Below are 17,773 nucleotides of genomic sequence, written 5' to 3'. Positions count from 1 at the left end.
CGACGTCACCGCCTCGTTCCTTGTCGAATTGCATCCTGAGGGATGCCGCAAATGCCGTCGTGTCAGGTCGGCGAAACAGGGCTCACGCGCGAGAGCAGCGCCGCGCCAGACTTGGCAGCGGCGTCGACACCGCCCCGTTAGCCCGCCGGGGCAGGGTCCGAGCGCACGACGTGGCAGAGGAATAGCGCCCCTAAGTACTACGGATCAAACGCGTTCGTCGCGATCTTGTACGCGTCGCAGCAGTTGCCAGGATCCGTTGAATGAGCGAGGAGGATCGCTCATGGGGCGACCCGTCCACGGTCGCCCGGTGGCTGCCCGCTTCCTGCAGAAGCTTTTGCTTTGGCCGTTATGACAGAAACCGCGTTTGGTCCATGTGGGAAATAAAGCACATACACCTTCGAGCAGCTTCGTAGAATTAATAAGCCGTTTCTATTACAAGTAATAAGATTTGCTGTAGATGGTAATTACTAGTGAAGCTACCAAAGTTCGCACTTAGATGCGTAGCGCCGATATTCCATGAGCAAGTTCAGCACGGCAAATGTTAAATATTGACAAAGATGCATTCAGCGTTTGCTGCGAGGCCTTTATTCCTTCTAACATTCAACGAAGTGAATCGTTGCTTCTGACACAACTTAGCTAATTTGTCTCACAGGAAACGACGAGCCAAAGCTATTTCACATTTTGGACTAGAGTCCTCGGCGCATGGGGCGCGACTCCTAAACCGTCGCTGCATACGTCAAGTGCAGCGGCGCAAATCGCAATTTATCAAAGAGTTTTATGAATAAGTCATACCGAAGCATTTGGAACGAGGCATTGGGCGCCTGGGTCGCGGCGTCGGAGATCGCATCCGGGCGAGGCAAGAAAGCGTCTTCGCGTGTGCTGGCGAGCAGCCCGAGTGCTGAGGCTTCGCACTTCGGGGGAAATTCGAACCTCTATGCAGGTCTTTTTTCGGTGCTGGTCGCGACGGGCGCCGCTTCCATACCGCAGGTCGCGAGCGCTCAAAACTATTCCGCTGGCGGTGGGACGGCGTCAGGCGCACAAGCTGTCTCGATTGGCGCGGGCAGTGAGGCGACTACAGCTGGCGGCGCGGGTCTAGCGCTGGGAGCGAATTCGAAGGCGGTCGTTACCTCGGGTACCGGCTCTCCCATCGCTATTGGCGCGAATGCCAACGCGACCGGCGCCGGGGGGACGGCGCTCCCGAGCGGCGCCACCGCCTTCGTTTCCATTGCGCTGGGGAACAACGCGACCGCCACGGGGCAAGGCAGCGTAGGCATCGGCACGGGGGTTCTGGCGACGGGGGTCTGGTCCACAGCCCTCGGCACGAGCAGTCGCGCGACCGGCCATAGCTCCCTTGCCCTCGGCATTTCCGGCACCGCCTCAGGCGCGCAAGCCGTCGCCATCGGCGTCTCGGGCACCGCCTCAGGCCTGCAATCTGTCGCCATCGGCACGTCTACTCAGGCCACGTTTTTGGGCTCGACTGCGCTGGGTAGTCAGTCCGCGGCGACGGCGGAGGGGGCGCTTGCGCTCGGACTTCAAGCCAGGGCAAGCGGCACCAACTCCATCGCCTTGGGCCGGGATAACGATGCGAGCGGTAACCAATCCGTCGCCGTCGGATGGGGCGCCACCGCCAGCAACCCCAATGCCATTGCGATGGGCACGGCCGCTATCGCCAGCGGAAACAGTGCAGTCGCCCACGGTGTCTCCACAGTTGCGTCCGGCGGACAAGCTGTTGCGTTGGGCTCGGGCGCGAAAGCGACCGGCCTCGAGAGCACGGCGCTCGGTTATGCAACGACGGCCGCCGGGGTCAACGCCACCGCGATCGGCAACCAGGTCACTGCAGCGGCTGACGGCAGTATCGCCATCAGTACCAACAACCTCAATGCCATCGATGCAGCCTCGACCAATGCTATAGCGATCGGTTGGGCGGCCAAGGTGAGCAATGCTGCGTCAGCGATTGCCATGGGCAACGGCGCCTTGGCCGATGCCGCAGACGCCGTAGCGATCGGCACCGGCGCGAGAGCGACCGGGGGCAAGGCAGTCTCCATCGGCTTCGGCAACGTCGCCAGCGGCAACGGCGCGGTGGCGATCGGAGACCCCAACACCGCTACCGGCGACGGCGCGATCGCGAGTGGCATGGACAACACGGCTACCGGGAACGGTTCCGTGGCGATGGGTAACACCAACATGGTGGGCGGTGGCGGCCAGGGGGTGAGCGTGGCCGGCACGGCGGCACAGGGCGCGGTCGGCATCGGCTACCAGAACACGGTGGTCGGCCAGGGCAGCGTCGCCATCGGCAGCACTAGCAAAGCATTAGGCGCGGGGTCGCTTGCATTCGGCGACTCAGCGGTTGCCAGCAAGGCGTATGACGTTGCGATCGGTTCCGGGGCGATCGCCACGGGCGGCAACGCGCGCGGCACTATGGCGGTGGCGATCGGGTCCGGGGCTCAGGCCACCAATGCTGGCTCCATTGCTATCGGCGATGCTTGGAATGGGGGATCGGTTGCCTCTGCGGCCGATTCCATTGCTATTGGCACCAGCGCGTCGGCCACGGGCTTGCAGGCGAATGCATTCGGCGCGGGCGCTGATGCAGCCGGAGCCAGAGCGACATCGATAGGCGTTCTCGCCAATGCAGCCGGCACTAACGCACTCGCCTTGGGCAATGGAGCTACAGCAAACAATGCAGGTGGCGTAGCACTGGGTTCGGGCTCGGTGACTTCGGCGGCTGTTCCGACGGCGAGCACCGTGATCCGCGGTACGACCTACAACTTCGCCGGCGCCAGCCCGACGAGCGTCGTCTCGGTCGGTGCTCCGGGTGCGGAGCGGCAGATCAAGAACGTCGCCGCAGGCCAGATCAGCAGCACGTCGACCGACGCGATCAACGGCTCGCAGCTCTCTGCCGTGCAGAACTCCCTGCAATCGGCGGTTACCGGTGCAGCGCCGCATACCTCAGCATCAATGACGGCGGCACGATAGAAGGCAACTACAACAATGACGGCGCGACCGGCGTAAATTCGCTCGCCTTCGGTGTCGATGCCTCGTCCGCTGGGGCGCTTGGCGTGGCGATTGGCCCCAACGCGAGCTCGGCCGCCCAAAATTCCATTGCAATCGGCTTGAACTCGAGGGTGACCGGGGCGGGTGCATCGCTCGCAATCGGCTACCAATCCACTGTGACCAGCGCAAACTCGGTTGCACTCGGCAACGCGTCGAACGTGACCGGCGACATGTCGGTTGCGGTTGGTGCTGGCAGCCGTGCCTTCGGACTTTCTTCAACAGCTAGTGGCTACAACGCCATCGCCAGCCAGAAGGGCGGGTCGGCCTATGGCGTTGGTGCTGTCGCAGGCGGCGTCAGTAGCGTTGCCATCGGGGACAGCGCCAATGCGAACGGCATAAATGCTTTGGCGTTAGGTGCCAGCACTGCCGCGACCAATGATGCCGCCATCGCGGTCGGCAACCTGGCCGTTGCGAACGGTCAGCAGACGCTCGCGTTGGGCAGCAACGCCAGTGCGCTCAATTTTCAGTCCGTAGCTATCGGATCGGCCACCAACGCCGACGGCAATAGCGTTGTTGCCATTGGCACGAACGCCAATGCCACGAACTACGCAGGCCTCGCCCTCGGCCTGAACAGCGTCACAGACGGCAACAGCACCATATCGATTGGCCGTGGCGCTGAAACGCACGGGTTTGAAGCGCTCGCCATTGGCGCCGACAGCTCAGCCGATCTCGCCGGAACCGCAGTCGGCGCGCAGTCCGTCGCTACTGGCGAGAGCTCGACCGCCTTGGGTCGATTGGCGAGCGCAACCGGGACTCGCGCCGTGGCGATGGGCCGCGAAGCGAGTTCGGCCGCCGAGCAGGCGACTGCAATCGGCTATCAAGCCAATGCCTCGGCCGTGAATGCAATCGCGATCGGCAGCAATGCGCGGGCCGATTCGGCCGAAGCGGTGGCGATCGGCACCAACGCCACCGCCACCGGCGGCCGTGCGGTCTCGATCGGTTCGGGCAACGTCGCCAGCGGCAACGGCGCCGTGGCGATCGGCGACCCCAACACCGCCACCGGCGACGGCGCGATCGCGAGCGGGCTGGACAACACCGCCACCGGCAACGGTTCCGTGGCAATGGGCAACACCAACATGGTGGGCGGTGGCGGCCAGGGGGTGAGCGTGGCCGGCACGGCGGCACAGGGCGCGGTCGGCATCGGCTACCAGAACACGGTGGTCGGCCAGGGCAGCGTCGCCATCGGCAGCACCAGCAAGGCGCTGGCTGCGGGCGCGGTCGCCTTTGGCGACACGGCGGTGGCGAACAACGCGCGCGACGTGGCGCTGGGCTCCGGCTCGACGACGGCAGCAGCGGTCGCCACGCCAGGCACAGTGATCGGTGGCGTCCCCTACAACTTCGCCGGCACCACGCCGACGAGCACGGTCAGCGTCGGCGCTCTGGGTGCCGAGCGCACCATCACCAACGTGGCGGCCGGGCGAATCGCCATTGACTCGACCGACGCCATCAACGGCTCGCAGCTGTTCGGCACGAACCAGCAGGTGACGGCGAACACGACGAGCATCAACAATCTCAACAACACGGTCGGTGGCATCAATAACGGCGCGGGCATCAAGTACTTCCACGCCACCTCGACCCTGCCCGATTCGCAGGCGCTGGGGACGGATTCCGTCGCCATCGGCCCGAACGCGGTGGCGAACAACGCAAACGCCGTCGCGCTGGGCTCCGGCTCCACGACGGCGGCGGCAGTCGGCACGGCCAGCACCGTGATCGGCACCACCCCCTACAACTTCGCCGGCACCACGCCGGGGAGCACGGTCAGCGTCGGCGCGCCGGGGGCGGAGCGCACCATCACGAACGTGGCGGCGGGCCGGCTCAATGGCGCTTCGACCGATGCGGTCAACGGCTCGCAGCTGTTCGCCACGAACCAGCAGGTGACGGCGAACACGACCCAGATCACCAAGCTGAGCAACACGATCGGTGACATCAACACCGGCGCGGGCATCAAGTACTTCCACGCCAACTCCACATTGCCCGACTCGCAGGCCGTGGGCACGAATTCGGTCGCCATCGGACCGAATGCCGTTGCCAACAATGCAGGCGACATCGCGTTGGGCGCCGGCTCCACGACGGCGTCGGCGGTCGGCACGGCCAGCACCGTGATCGGCACCACCACCTACAACTTCGCCGGCACGAATCCGCTGAGCACGGTCAGCATCGGCTCGGTCGGCGCGGAGCGCACCATCACGAATGTGGCCGCGGGCCGGCTCTCGGGAACCAGCACCGATGCAATCAACGGCAGTCAGCTCTACGCGACGAACCAGCAGGTGAGCACGAACACGACCAACATCGCGACCAACACGGCCGACATCACCAACCTCAACAACACGATCGGCGCCATCAACGGCGGCGGAGGCATCAAGTACTTCCACGCGAATTCGACGCTGCCCGACTCGCAGGCGCTGGGAACGGACGCGATCGCGGTCGGTCCGAATGCGGTCGCCAACGGGATCGGCAGCATTGCGCAGGGACTGGGCGCCAGCGCAACCGTCGATGGTTCCATTGCACTCGGTTCAGGCTCGGTCTCCGACCGCTTCGTTGCGGGAACCACCGGCGATATTCCCGCGGGCAGCTCGCTGATCCCATACAACACGACCGACCGGATCCTGCTGGGCGCCGTCTCCGTCGGCAGTGCGACGAGCTTCCGGCAGATCACCAACGTGGCGGACGGCACCCAGGCGCAGGATGCAGTGACGGTGCGCCAGCTCAGCGGCGCGCTGCAATCCTTCGCCGTCACGCCGATCCAGTACTTCCATGCCAACTCGACCGCGATGGACTCGCTGGCCATCGGCGCCGAATCGGTGGCCATCGGCCCTCGCACGGTGGTCAACGGCGACAACGGGGTGGGCATCGGCAACGGTGCGGTGGTGCAGCAGACCGCGCCCGGCGGCGTGGCCATCGGCCAGCGTGCGACCTCGCACCGCGCCGACTCCATCGCGCTCGGCACGCAGTCGTCCGCCGCAGCGATCCAAGGCGTGGCGATCGGCACAGGCACCAGCGTGACGCAGGCGGGCGGCGTGGCTCTGGGCGCAGGCTCGGTCGCCTCCACCGCGGCCGGCGCGGCCGGTTACGTGCCCACGGGTGCGTCGACTTCGCAGATCGCGGCTGTCCAGGCCACGACCAGCACCCTGTCGGCGGTGTCGGTGGGCGATGCAGCCAACGGCCAGTTCCGCCAGATCAACGGCGTGGCAGCCGGCTCACTGGACAGCGATGCGGTCAACGTGTCGCAACTGAGGGCCGTGCAGAACACGGTGGCCAGCGTCGACCAGTCCGCGGTGAAGTACGAGACCAACGCCGACGGTTCGACCAACTACAACAGCGTGACGTTGGGCGGCAGCAACGCGAACGCCCCCGTGAGCCTGCACAACGTCGCAGACGGCGTGGCCGGCAACGACGCGGTCAATGTGAATCAGCTGCGCAGCGCCTCGGCCGCTTCCACCGCTTACACCGACGCGCGCGTCAATGCGCTCGGCAACGAGCTGCATGGCGTCGCCCGCAATGCCTATGCCGGCGTTGCTGCCGCCATGGCTGTGCAAATGCCCGGCAGCTACGTACCAGGCAAGACCGTGATGCGCCTCGGCTACGGCATCTTCAAAGGCGAGAGCGCGGTCGGCGTGAGCTTCCGCCGCACTGCAGAGAACAACGGGTGGAGCGTGACCGGCGGCGTCGGTATGAGCCGCGCCGGCCCCGCGGCAACCGTCGGTGCCGAGTGGGTATTCAACTGAGATCGAGAAGAGGACACATGAATAGCAAATCGTTCATTCTGCGGGCAAGCGCCGTGCTGGCAGCTGGTGCCACGATGGCACTCATGGGCTGCGCAGGCCCTGGCCGCTCCATCGATCCTGACGCACAGAAGCGCGCGGCTTCTACCCAGCCATTGCCTCCGGCGGCCGAGGACTTTCCCGCGGTCGGGTCAGCCCAATGGAAGGAGGGCGCATTCCCCAGCCTGGAAGCATTGCGCGCCATGCGGACCGGAATGGGCAAGGATCAGGTACGGCAGCTGCTGAGCTGGCCTCATTTCAGCGAGGGCCTGGCGGGCGTTCGCACATGGAACTACATCTTCCACTTCAATACGGGCAGCGGCCCCGAGTACATCACCTGCCAGTACATGGTTCGTTTCAACGACGACGTGCTGACCAGTGGAATGTATTGGAGTAAGCCGGAATGCGCGCAGCGGGTGGATCCGCCTGCCGTCAAGCCCACGCCCGTTGCTGCCATCACGGGCCCCAGCGCAAGGTGACGCTTGCCGCGGAGGGCCTCTTCCGCTTCGATAGCGGATCCCTGGCGGACTTGATTCCGCAAGGGTACGGCAAGCTCGAGGCATTCGCGAGCGAAATCAAGCGCGACGGTCGGTCGCTGGATTCCGTCGTAGTGACCGGGCCATACCGACCGGCTCGGCACCGGCAGCTACAACCAGGCGCTGTCGGTGGCACGCGCCAGCACGGTTCGCGACGTCTTCATCCGAAATGGCATCGCGAGCCTGATCCGAGTGGGTGGGCAAGGGCGAGGCCGAGCTTAAGGGTAATAAGTCCGACGAGTACCGTCATGCGGCTGGCCTTGCTGCCCGGCAGTATCTGCTCTGATGGAGTGCGCACCCGCTTGATGGTGTGCACCAACGGATGGACCGACCCCCAAAGCTTGGACATTGTTGAACTCATGGCAACAGCAAAGCCAAACGATGTGTTCATAAGTGGAAGGTTTTCAAATCGCCAGGCCAGCAGGTAGGCGCGTTGCGCAGGGGTGACATACAGGCATTTGTCGATGCGGGACCGAGTTGCTCCATCGAAGATTTCCTCTTCATGTCGACGATGTATTCCTACGGCCCAACACCTGTCCAGCCTTGATGCTTTCTCGAATGAAGAACACGAATACCGAGAAGCGAAACTTCGCGATGCTGCAGGTCAGGGTGAGCGGTCGAGAAAAGTCGCTATTTGCCCAGGCAGCTGAGGTAGCCGGCAAGTCCATGACCACGTGGGCGCGCGAGCATCTTGAGACAGCAGCGATCCGAGAGCTCAGTTCTCCAGAGCCTGCGGATGCGTCCCACCCTGCTCCCTCTGAGCGCAGCCAAAACTCCTTGTGATCGCCGCATCAAAAGGTCAGTAAGGCCTAAATTCCTCTTCACTGTCCTGGCTCCAAATTGGGCGCAGTCCAGTCACGAGCCAAAGTGGCTGCCATGCCGCGGGCATAGGAGACGAGGCTACTAAGGCAGCGTCGTGGTCTTCTGCCAAGGTCCGCATGCGCACCAAGTTGTAGGCAGCCATCGTCAGCACGAACAACTGGTCGACTTTCTTGATGCCGCGCACCATCACCTGCCGGATAGGGCCGACGAACTTTGCCCAGCCGAAGCCTTGCTCGATGAGCTTTCGCTTGCGCTGCGAGATCGCATAGCCCTTGCTCTGCGCGATTTCGTCGGCCACCGCCGAGCGACGCCCCGCCTTGTTCTGCGCCACATGCGGCGTGACCTTCATGCGATGCAGCGCCTCGATGAACTCGGCCGCGTCGTAGCCCTTGTCGGCGCCCAGCGTGACCTCGGTATCCGCGCTCTCGGTGGCTTGACGTGCATCCCAGATCATGGCCTTGGCCGCTTCACGTTCGGCAAAGCCGTCGGCCTGCGTGACCATGGCGTTGACGACCAGGCCGTGGCGGTTGTCGGTGAGCGTGTGCCCCATGTAGCGCAACTCGCTGGCCGTCTTGCCCTTGCGGTACAGCCTCGAATCGGGATCCGTCTTCGACTCGTGCGTGTCGTTGCTGCGTCGCTGCCCCTTGAAGTCCCCGCCACTGTCGGCGTCGTCGTCACCGTCCTTGCGAACGAAACTCTTGTGTCCGGCCCAGGCCTGGAGCAGCGTGCCATCGACGCTGAAATGCTCACCCGACAACCAATCCTTGTTCTCGGCCGTCTCCAGCACTTCATTGAAGAAGGCGACCACCGCGTCGTGCTCGATCAGGCGCTGGCGGTTCTTGCTGAACACCGTCGGCACCCACACCGCATCGTCCATCGCCAGGCCGATGAACCAGCGAAACAGCATGTTGTATTGGGTCTGTTCCATGAGCTGGCGCTCCGAGCGGATGCTGAACAGGATCTGCAGCAGCATCGCGCGCAGCAGCTCTCCGGCGCGATGCTCGGGCGTCTGCCCTTGACGTCGGCCCCGTACATCCGAGAGAACAACTCGTCCATCTTGGCCAGCGCCTCATTGACCATCACCCGGATGCGGCGCATGCATTCAAGTCCCGACAAGTACCCGCGCCGTCGGCATCGGCAGTTCCGGCTTGTCCGACCCGAGGTTCCTTGACTGTCAACTGGAGGCTCAGATCCCGGCTAGACCACCATCGGCGTCAGCGCGCCGTCCATCGCAATCTGCGCCCCTGTCACGTAGCTGGCACAGTTCGATGCGAGGAAGAGGGCCGTGTTGGCGATTTCGAGGGGATGCGCGTAGCGACCCATCGGGATTCGTGATTCGTTGGCCTTTAGCAGTTCCTCCTCGGTCTTGCCGGTCAGGCGCGACTCCGTTTCGAGCGAGTTCTTCACGCCGTCGGTGTAGGTCGCGCCCGGATTGATGGCGTTGACGCGAATCCCGTGGCCGCCCCATGCATTGGCCAGACCCGCGGACACCAGCATCAAGGCCGCGTCGGCCGCGCCGCCCGGCAGGTGCATGCGGCTCGATCTCAATCTGGTTGCCATCCTGTAAGCCGTCATGCTCGAACGCAACGTGACACGCGCGGCGGCCAGCCTCGCGATGACCCAGCCCGCCGTCAGCAACGCGCTTCGTCGCGCCCGCCAACTGCCCAACGACGATTTGTTCATCAAGGTGGCCAACGGCGTTCGGCCGACGGCTCGGATGATGGCGATGTGGCCTGAGATCCATCGGTCGCTGGCCGTTCTGCGCGCCTCGATCGCGCCGCAGCACTTCGATCCCCGTGCGGACGCCACCACCTTTCGCATCGCGGTCACCGACAGCCTTGCATCCTAGGCGGTCTCCGGCATCACCCTGAAGCTGAGCGAAGCCTCTCCTTTCGGCGTGTCGCGTTCGCCCACCACACGAATGCCAGCTCCCTCAAGGCGATCGAACGCGGCACGCTGGACTGCGCGGTCGGGATGTTTCCGGCGCTGCCCCACAGCGTCCAGGTGCAGAGTCTTCGCGCGGACCGCTACGTCTGCGTCATGAGGCGAGGGCACGAGCTCGGCCGCGCGATGTCCCTGGATGCGTTTGCCGAAGCGCGGCATGTGCTAGTCTCGCCGTCGGGTCAGGACATGGGCATCGTCGACAGCTGGCTCAGCCTGCATGGCCGCAGCCGCAGCGTGGTTGCAGTCGTCAATCGCTTCGCCGACGCACTGCGGATCGTGGCCGACAGCGACCTGCTGGTCTGTGTTCCCAGCGACCTTCTCCACGGCCACGCTCGCAAGCTCATTGTCAAGAACAAGCTTGTGACACGCGACCTGTCGTTCGAGGTGGAAAAGCTCCTGTACAAGTTGGTCTGGCATGAGCGGCTGCATGCTCACCCTGCGCATCAATGGTTCCGCTCGCTCGTCGCGGAGGTCTGCGGCGCAGCCGAGGGCGATCGTTGACCAAACCCCGCCCGGCGTGCACGGCTCGTCAATGAGCGGAGCCAATGAGTCCATTCGCTTTCCTCGTTGGACGCGCCCCCACTCGAGGACCTCTAATGCGTGCATCACCAGATCACAACGGAGACGCTTCATGCTTCACATGAACGGAAAGATCGCCGCCGCGGCCTGCGCGATCGTGCTCGGTTGCGGGTGCATCGGGGCCGCCGCTGCCGCCTCGATCGGCGGGCCCTTGAACCTCACAGACGAGGGCATGTTCTTCGTCAGCGGGAAGCCTTCCACTTCGAAGCATCCGGGCGTGTCGCCGGCAGGCCCGGTCAAGCCGGGAACGGTGACGGTCAATCAGATGTACGTGCACTACCGCATTCCCGCCAACAGGACGAGCGCCCTCCCCATCGTGCTGGTGCATGGCGGCGGGTTGACCGGCATGAGCTACGAGACCACGCCCGATGGACGAGAGGGCTGGGCCACCTACCTCGCGCGCAAGGGGCATGCCGTCTACGTGGTCGACACGCCGGGGCGCGGGCGCTCCGGCTTCGACGCGACAGGCATCAACGCAGCCAAGGCCGGGGAGAGCGTCGCCGGATTGCCCGCCAGCGTGTTGATGGTGACGGCCGAGCTTGCCTGGCCTCTCTTTCGCTTCGGGCCGTCGCACGGGACCGCGTACCCCGATACCCAGTTTCCTGTCGAAGCATTTCCGCGATTCGCTTCGCAGGGAGTGCCCTTCGCCGAGGCCATGCTCGAGGGAGGCGGCATGGCCACGGCCCCGCAGGCGCTCGCGGCGCTGCTGGACGATATCGGGCCCGCGATCGTGGTCGTGCACTCGCTCGCGGGGCCTTTTGCCGATGCCCTGGTCGGCTTGCGCCCGGCACTGGTAAAGGCCGTCGTCAACATCGAGGGCGCGCAGTCGGTCTCGCCCACGGAAGCGCAAATCGCGGCCTATCGAGGTGTCCCCGTGCTGGAACTGTTCGGGGACCATCTCGACGCTCCCGTGTTCACGGGCCAGCCCCGCTACGAGGCGCGCAAGGCCGTGGTCCAGCGGATCAACAGGCTCGAAGGGGGCAGCGCGACCCTGGTGCGGCTGCCCGATGTCGGCCTCAAGGGCAACTCTCACATGATGATGCAGGACAGGAACAACCTGGAAGTGGCCGACTTCATCCTGCGCTGGATCGCGGACCAGGTGCGCTGAGTCATCCACCGCCGCGGGGTGATGGCGATGACGGAGCCGAAGCGCTTTTCGGCCGGCCGCGGGACCGGCCGCTCGCGATCAGCGCGGCGCGCTGCCGCGGTCCTCCGCCACGACATCGTTGCGCAGGATGCCGATGCCCTCGATCTCGACTTCGATGGTGTGGCCCACCTGGATCGGGCCGACGCCCGCGGGTGTGCCGGTCATGATCATGTCGCCCGGCAGCAGGGTCATGTACCGGCTGAGGTAGGAAATGATGGCCGGCACGGAGAAGAGAAGGTCCGCGGTCGTGCCGTTCTGGCGCACGGCGCCGTTGACTCGCGTGACGATCCCGAGCCTGGAAGGGTTCAGCCCGGTGGCGATCACCGGCCCCATCGGCGCGAAGGTGTCGTAGCCCTTGCCCGCCAGCAGGCAGCCGAACTCGCTTTCGCGGCGCTGCAGCACCCGATCGCTCACGTCGTTGCCGCAGGTGTAGCCGAACACATGGTCCAGCGCGTTCGCCTCGGACACGTGGCGCGCCCGCTTGCCGATGACGACCGTGAGCTCGCCCTCGAAATGGATGTTCTGTCCGTCGTCGGGGTAGACGATGGATTCGTCCGGGCCGATGACGGTCGTGCTCGGCTTCATGAAAAGCACCGGCAACTGCGGGACCGCCTTCCCGACCTCCTTGGAATGCGCGACGTAGTTGTAGCCGAGTCCGAACACGCGGGGCAGCTCGATGGGTGCGAGAAGGCGCACGGCCGCCAGCGCGTCGATGGCGCCGCTGCGCTTCAGGCCGTCGAGCGGCGAGCCCTCCAGTCGAGCGATCGACGTCTCGTTCTCGACGATTCCATAGTGGATGCAGTCGTCGAACGCGTACCTGGCAACGCCAACTACCTGCGCGTCAGCAACTCGATCGGCTACTTCCTGCCAGCCGGGCTGAGCGGCTTCTATGGCCAGTTCATGTATGCACTGCACGAGAACGACAGCTACGACCCGGGCACCGCGACGCCGCAGGGGGTGAACCCGCTCACAGGGCAGCTCAACAGCGGTGCGGTCGCAAGAACGCGCGCTGGCCGCTTTGTGGGCGGCCGGCTGGGCTATTCCAACGGCCCCCTCGACGTTGCGCTCGCCTACGGCAGCAGCACGGCGGCTGACGACTACTTCGCCGGCACCACCGACGATGTCAAGACGGCCAATCTGGGTGCATCGTATGACTTCGGCTTCATGAAGCTTTTCGGTGAACTGTCCCGCGTCAGCAGGACGCGCGACTACACGGTCTCACGGCTGATCGCACTGCCCGACACCGATCTCAAAGGCTATTTGATCGGCGCGACGGTCCTGGTGGGAGCGGGCCTTATTCGAGCCGCCTATTCGCGCGTCAAGTACGACATGGATGCGGCGGCCTTGGGCCAGGTGCCCGAGCCGAAGGGCAGCAAGGTGAGCCTCGGCTACGTGCACAACCTCAGCAAGCGCACGGCACTCTATGCAACCGTGGCTCGCGTCAGCAACAGGAATGGGGCGGCGCTGACGGTGGGCGGGCCGGCGTTCATCAACACGAGTGTGTTCACGCCGAAAGCCTCGAGTGGGTACGACCTCGGCATCCGGCATGCGTTTTAGGTAGCAGTCCTAGTGGCTGGCGCCAGCGCTTGAAGAGGCCGATGGGGAGAAACCCAGCGCTGGGGCACCGGACGTTTCCACGGCACCGGGCCTGCGAACCCCGCACTATCAAGGCTCGACGCTCCGCATCCTAAAGCACCTTGCTTCGTACCCGCCTCGCCGGCGCTGCTTGCTGCGCTGCCCGTGGCGCGATGATGAAGTCGACGAAGCCTTGTGCAGCGTGGGAGAGCGAAACGCCTGCTCGCTGCACCAGCGCGACCTCGCGGTCGATCAGCGGGTTTTCCACGCGGCGCCATGCGATCCGCGCCGGGTCCGCCAGCTTCACTGCATAGCCGGGAAGGATCGCGACGCCAAGCCCGGCGTCCACCATCCCGATGAGCGAGCCCGCATAGTTGGCCTCTCTCGCGGGCTTCAGCATCAGCCCGGCCGCCGCAAAGCCTGCTTCGGTGAGGTCGCGAAACACGCTCCCGCGGCTCAATGCAAGCACCGGCTCCTGCGCGACATCCGCCCAGGTCAGCTGCTTCAGGCGCGCGAACGCATGCCCGGCCGGAAAGGCGGCCGCCATCGCTTCCGAGAACAGCAGCGTGCGCTGGATGTCGGCTTCGTCCGAGGCGAAGGTGCCGATACCGACGTCGGCCGCCCCGCCGCGCACCAGCGGCAACACCTGGTTGGGCAGCGTGTCCTGCAGCACGACCTCGATGCCGGGGTACTTCGCGCCGAAGGCCGCCAGGATCGGCGGGAGGTAGGTGCTCGACAGGACCAGCGGCGCAGCCACCACCACGCGTCCGCCTTCCCTTGCCACCAGCTTGTCGACGCCCGCGAGCGCGGACTCGAGCTCGGCCAGCACCCGTTCCGCGCGCGGAAAGAAGTCGCTGCCTGCAGCCGTCAGGGCGACGGCGCGCGTGGTGCGGTCGAACAGCCGGCTGTCGATGGCACCCTCGAGTTCGCGCACGAGCAGGCTGAGGGCCGACTGCGTGACATGCATGGCCTGTGCGGCACGGGTGAAGTTGCCGAGCCGTGCGACCAGCACGAAGGCCCGAAGCTGGCGGAGAGTCACATTCATGAGCGCAGCCACTCATTCGATTGGAAAGTCTCGATTGAAACATAGCCTCTTGCATCTTCTAATTGCCGCATGCAGGCCGATGGAGACCCAGCCTGCACCTTCACAGAAAGACCCGAGACATGAAACGCCGTGAACTCCTCGCCGCCGTGCCCGCACTTGCTGCCGCCGCCTTGCCGTCATGGACCTCGGCGCAGCCTGCTTATCCGGCCTCGCCCGTCAAGGTGCTGGTCGGCTTCCCGCCCGGCACCGCGACAGACGTGGCGGTGCGCGCCGTCTCGGAGCAGATGGCCAGGCGCCTGGGCCAGCCCTTCATCGTGGACAACAAGCCCGGCGCCGGCAGCAACATCGCCGCCAAGGCCGTGGCCACGGCGCAGCCCGATGGCTACACCGTCTTCGCGATCACGATCGCCAACGTCATCAACGCTGCATTCCCGGGCGCCAATGCGGTCGATCCGCTGAAGGAGTTCAAGCCCATCACGCTAATCGGCAACGTGCCCAACGTCCTGGTGGTTCATCCCTCGCTGAGGGTCATGACCGTGGCCGAACTCATCGAGCTCGCCAAGGCCAGGCCGGGCTCGCTGGCCTATGCGTCGTCCGGCATCGGGACTTCGCCCCACCTCTCGGGCGAGCGGTTCGCGCAGATGGCCGATGTCAAGATGGTTCACGTCCCGTACAAGGGGAGCACGCCCGCGGTCACGGACCTGCTCGGCGGCCAGGTGCAGCTCATGTTCGCGCCGGCTTCGACCGTGCTGCCGCACGTGCGCGCGAAAAAGCTGGTGGCGCTGGCCGTTACCAGCCCGCGCAGGACCTCGAGTGCGCCGGACCTGCACACGCTCGACGAGCTGGGGCTGAAGGGCTTCGACACCTCGGTGTGGATGGGCCTGGTGGCTCCCGCCCAGACGCCGCCTGGCGTAGCGGCCAAGCTGCGCACGGCCGCCCACGCGGCGCTCGATTCGGCCGAGATCCAGGCGATCTACAAGGCCCAGGCCATCGACGTTCTCAAGACCAGCGACGAGGAGATGTCCCGCTTCCTGCGCAGCGAGACGGCGCGCTGGTCGAAGTTCGTTCAGACCACGGGCATCAAGCCCGAGTGAGTGAAACAGTTTTCAGAAAGGAATACCGAAATGTCCAAACTGCGCGCTACCGAGTGCCGCGAGTTCATTGCTGCCGTGACCGAGAAGGCTGCCGAGATGGGGGTGCCGATCACCGTGGCGATCGTCGGGCCCGAAGGCCACCTGATCGCGCTCGAGCGCATGGATGACGCGGGCTTCATCACGCCGGACACGGCGCGTGCAAAGGCCTTCACCGTCGCCGCCTTTCGTTCGATGAGCCCGCGTTTCAGCGACGGCCTGGTCATTCAGCAATGGTTCAAGGAGCGCAACCCGCAAATGCTCGCGAACGCGTCGGTCTTCACCAATGGCCAGGTGGTGGCCTCCGGTGGCTGCGCGCCGGTGTTCAAGGGCAACGACATGGTCGGCGCCTACGGCATCAGCGGAGCGACGGGCGACCAGGACGAAGAAATCGGCAAGTACGCGCGCGCGAAGGTCGGCTGGGCGCACATGCCGGTCGACGATACGACGCCCGAGAGCGTGAAGAAGCACGTGAACGAGATCTACGGCAAGGTCGGCCTGAAGGACCGCGCCCTCTAGCACCGTTGCCGGCGGACGCGTCTGCCGGCACCCCATCATCGAATTTTTCAATCTGCCCGCCGCGCGCGGGCAAGGAGAACCCATGCCTTCCGAAACAGCCATCCTGGCTGAAGCCGCCGCCGCCCTGTGGGACGCTGCCAGGACCGGCCGCTACATGCAGCCCTTGAGAGCGAGCTATCCCGGCCTGGATGCTGCGGATGCCTACGCCATCCAACGAATGAACACCGAACGCAGGCTTGCCGGCGGCCGCCGCGTGGTCGGACGCAAGATCGGCTTGACGGCGCGCGCCGTGCAGGCGCAGCTCGGCGTCGATCAGCCGGATTTCGGCGTCCTCTTCGACGACATGAGCTTCGGCGACGCGGAGCCGATCCCCATGCAGCAACTCGATCAGCCGAAGGTCGAGGCGGAGATCGCGTTCGTTCTCGGCCGTGACCTCGACATGGCCAACCCCGGACACGCGGACGTGATCAAGGCCGTGGACCACGTCCTTCCCGCGATCGAGGTCGTGGGCAGCCGCATCGCGGGCTGGGACATCCGCTTCGTCGACACGGTGGCGGACAACGCATCGTCCGGTGCCTTCGTCCTGGGTGGAAGCCCCCGGCTTCTCAGGGACGTGGACCTTCGGCTGTGCGGCATGGTCATGGGCCGCCGCGGCGAGCCGGTGTCGGTCGGTGCGGGCGCGGCATGCCTGGGCCACCCGGTCAATGCGGTGGTGTGGCTGGCCCGCACCATGGCGGCGCTCGGTCAGCCCCTGCGGGCGGGCGACCTGGTGCTGTCCGGCGCACTCGGCCCGATGGTGCCCGTCGCGCCCGGCGACGTGTTCGAAACCCGCATCAACGGCCTCGGGAACGTCAAGGCCGTGTTCGAAGCCGCTGCGGCCGCAAAGGAATCGCAATGAGCCAGGCCCACGAATTCGCACACCTGCTCGACGACGCGGCCCGCCACGCCAAGGCAGTGCCGCAGATCGACCCCCATGGCGAGCTCTCGCTGGCCGATGCCTACGCGATCCAGTCGGCGTCGATCCAGCGGCGCCTGGAGCGCGGCGAGCGCCGCGTCGGCGTGAAGATGGGCTTCACCAGCCGCGCCAAGATGGTCCAGATGGGCATCGACGACGTCATCTGGGGACGCCTGTCGAGCGGCATGCAGGTGGAGGAGGGCGCGTCCTTGAAGTTCGCGCGCTTCGTGCATCCGCGCGTCGAGCCGGAACTGGCCTTCGTGCTGAAGAAACCTTTGGTGGGCGACGCCACGCTGGTCGAGGCGCTCGCCGCCGTCGAGGCTGTGGCACCGGCGCTCGAGATCATCGACTCGCGCTACCAGGACTTCAAGTTCAGCCTGCCGGACGTGATCGCCGACAACGCCTCGTCGAGCGGCTTCGTGATCGGCGCATGGAGCGACCCGCAGCAGGATTTCGGCAACCTGGGCCTCGCGATGAGCATTGACGGCCGCATGGTGCAGGTCGGCTCCACCGCCGCCATCCTAGGCCATCCGCTGCGCTCGCTGGTCGCCGCGGCGCGCTTGTCGGCTGCGGCCGGGGAGCCGCTGCAGGCCGGCTGGGTGGTGATGGCCGGCGGTGCCACGCCGGCCGAATGGATCAGGCCGGGCCAGTACGTCTCGATCGAGATGGAGCGCCTCGGAACCGCAGCCTTCCACGTCGAGGAGTGACC

Annotated in this window: 13 protein-coding genes and 4 pseudogenes; 13 read left to right on the top strand and 4 right to left on the bottom strand. The window is 65.5% G+C overall.

Translation table 11 applies throughout. The features are described from left to right. Window positions 1-777 precede the first annotated feature (777 nt). From ACMGEZ_RS26680 to ACMGEZ_RS26660, 5 genes and pseudogenes are all read left to right on the top strand, one after another. Window positions 778-2,973 carry an ESPR-type extended signal peptide-containing protein gene (locus ACMGEZ_RS26680; protein WP_436825292.1) on the top strand — a complete coding sequence of 732 codons (2,196 nt, stop codon included), beginning with the start codon at window positions 778-780 and terminating at the stop codon, window positions 2,971-2,973. Continuing rightward, a pseudogene (locus tag ACMGEZ_RS26675) lies at window positions 2,916-3,554 on the top strand (YadA-like family protein); the annotation flags it as partial. The gene ACMGEZ_RS26680 and the pseudogene ACMGEZ_RS26675, both read left to right, overlap by 58 nt. Next, window positions 3,528-6,776: a beta strand repeat-containing protein gene (locus ACMGEZ_RS26670; RefSeq protein WP_436825309.1), complete on the top strand. Its 3,249-nt coding sequence runs from the start codon at window positions 3,528-3,530 to the stop codon at window positions 6,774-6,776. The pseudogene ACMGEZ_RS26675 and the gene ACMGEZ_RS26670, both read left to right, overlap by 27 nt. 17 nt (window positions 6,777-6,793) lie before the next feature. Continuing rightward, window positions 6,794-7,291 carry an outer membrane protein assembly factor BamE gene (locus ACMGEZ_RS26665; RefSeq protein ID WP_436825291.1) on the top strand — a complete coding sequence of 166 codons (498 nt, stop codon included), beginning with the start codon at window positions 6,794-6,796 and terminating at the stop codon, window positions 7,289-7,291. A gap of 150 nt (window positions 7,292-7,441) precedes the next feature. Next, window positions 7,442-7,570, top strand: a pseudogene (locus ACMGEZ_RS26660) (OmpA family protein); the annotation flags it as partial. A gap of 577 nt (window positions 7,571-8,147) precedes the next feature. On the opposite strand, the pseudogene ACMGEZ_RS26655 reads toward ACMGEZ_RS26660, so the two are convergent. Together ACMGEZ_RS26655 and ACMGEZ_RS26650 are read right to left on the bottom strand one after the other, a co-directional pair. Beyond that, window positions 8,148-9,268, bottom strand: a pseudogene (locus ACMGEZ_RS26655) (IS5 family transposase); the annotation flags it as partial. Window positions 9,269-9,367: 99 nt separating this feature from the next. Then, entirely contained in the window at window positions 9,368-9,745 is a 378-nt protein-coding gene (locus ACMGEZ_RS26650) for an SDR family oxidoreductase (protein WP_436825290.1), read from the bottom strand. On the opposite strand from ACMGEZ_RS26650, the gene ACMGEZ_RS26645 reads away from it, so the two are divergent. The 3 genes from ACMGEZ_RS26645 (at window position 9,744) to ACMGEZ_RS26635 (ending at window position 11,801) form a co-directional block, all read left to right on the top strand. Then, window positions 9,744-10,019 carry a LysR family transcriptional regulator gene (locus ACMGEZ_RS26645; protein ID WP_436825289.1) on the top strand — a complete coding sequence of 92 codons (276 nt, stop codon included), beginning with the start codon at window positions 9,744-9,746 and terminating at the stop codon, window positions 10,017-10,019. The two genes, ACMGEZ_RS26650 and ACMGEZ_RS26645, sit on opposite strands and share 2 nt — an antisense overlap. A 125-nt stretch (window positions 10,020-10,144) precedes the next feature. Continuing rightward, window positions 10,145-10,615 carry a LysR substrate-binding domain-containing protein gene (locus ACMGEZ_RS26640; RefSeq protein WP_436825288.1) on the top strand — a complete coding sequence of 157 codons (471 nt, stop codon included), beginning with the start codon at window positions 10,145-10,147 and terminating at the stop codon, window positions 10,613-10,615. A gap of 130 nt (window positions 10,616-10,745) precedes the next feature. Next, window positions 10,746-11,801, top strand: coding sequence for an alpha/beta hydrolase family protein (locus ACMGEZ_RS26635; protein WP_436825287.1), 1,056 nt, complete (start codon window positions 10,746-10,748; stop codon window positions 11,799-11,801). A gap of 78 nt (window positions 11,802-11,879) precedes the next feature. Here ACMGEZ_RS26635 and ACMGEZ_RS26630 read toward each other — a convergent pair whose 3' ends face one another. After that, window positions 11,880-12,626 carry a fumarylacetoacetate hydrolase family protein gene (locus ACMGEZ_RS26630; protein WP_436825308.1) on the bottom strand — a complete coding sequence of 249 codons (747 nt, stop codon included), beginning with the start codon at window positions 12,624-12,626 and terminating at the stop codon, window positions 11,880-11,882. Window positions 12,627-12,659: 33 nt separating this feature from the next. On the opposite strand from ACMGEZ_RS26630, the pseudogene ACMGEZ_RS26625 reads away from it, so the two are divergent. After that, window positions 12,660-13,397, top strand: a pseudogene (locus tag ACMGEZ_RS26625) (porin); the annotation flags it as partial. Window positions 13,398-13,527: 130 nt separating this feature from the next. Here the strand turns inward: ACMGEZ_RS26625 and ACMGEZ_RS26620 are convergent. Further along, a complete protein-coding gene (locus tag ACMGEZ_RS26620) occupies window positions 13,528-14,460 on the bottom strand; it encodes a LysR family transcriptional regulator (RefSeq protein ID WP_436825286.1) in 933 nt (310 codons plus the stop codon). A gap of 119 nt (window positions 14,461-14,579) precedes the next feature. On the opposite strand from ACMGEZ_RS26620, the gene ACMGEZ_RS26615 reads away from it, so the two are divergent. From ACMGEZ_RS26615 to ACMGEZ_RS26600, 4 genes are all read left to right on the top strand, one after another. Further along, window positions 14,580-15,554, top strand: coding sequence for a tripartite tricarboxylate transporter substrate binding protein (locus ACMGEZ_RS26615; protein WP_436825285.1), 975 nt, complete (start codon window positions 14,580-14,582; stop codon window positions 15,552-15,554). 30 nt (window positions 15,555-15,584) lie between these two features. Continuing rightward, window positions 15,585-16,109, top strand: coding sequence for a GlcG/HbpS family heme-binding protein (locus ACMGEZ_RS26610; protein WP_436825284.1), 525 nt, complete (start codon window positions 15,585-15,587; stop codon window positions 16,107-16,109). Between the two features lie 82 nt (window positions 16,110-16,191). Further along, a complete protein-coding gene (mhpD, locus tag ACMGEZ_RS26605; RefSeq protein WP_436825283.1) occupies window positions 16,192-17,007 on the top strand; it encodes a 2-keto-4-pentenoate hydratase in 816 nt (271 codons plus the stop codon). Further along, window positions 17,004-17,771, top strand: coding sequence for a 2-keto-4-pentenoate hydratase (locus ACMGEZ_RS26600; RefSeq protein ID WP_436825282.1), 768 nt, complete (start codon window positions 17,004-17,006; stop codon window positions 17,769-17,771). The genes mhpD and ACMGEZ_RS26600 overlap by 4 nt, the downstream gene beginning before the upstream one ends. The last annotated feature ends 2 nt before the right edge of the window (window positions 17,772-17,773 follow it).

The sequence above is a fragment of the Variovorax stachyos genome, from assembly GCF_051400855.1.
Taxonomy (GTDB): domain Bacteria; phylum Pseudomonadota; class Gammaproteobacteria; order Burkholderiales; family Burkholderiaceae_C; genus Variovorax.
Note: the sequence above shows the minus strand (reverse complement) of the source record. Positions and strands in the feature narration are given on the sequence as shown.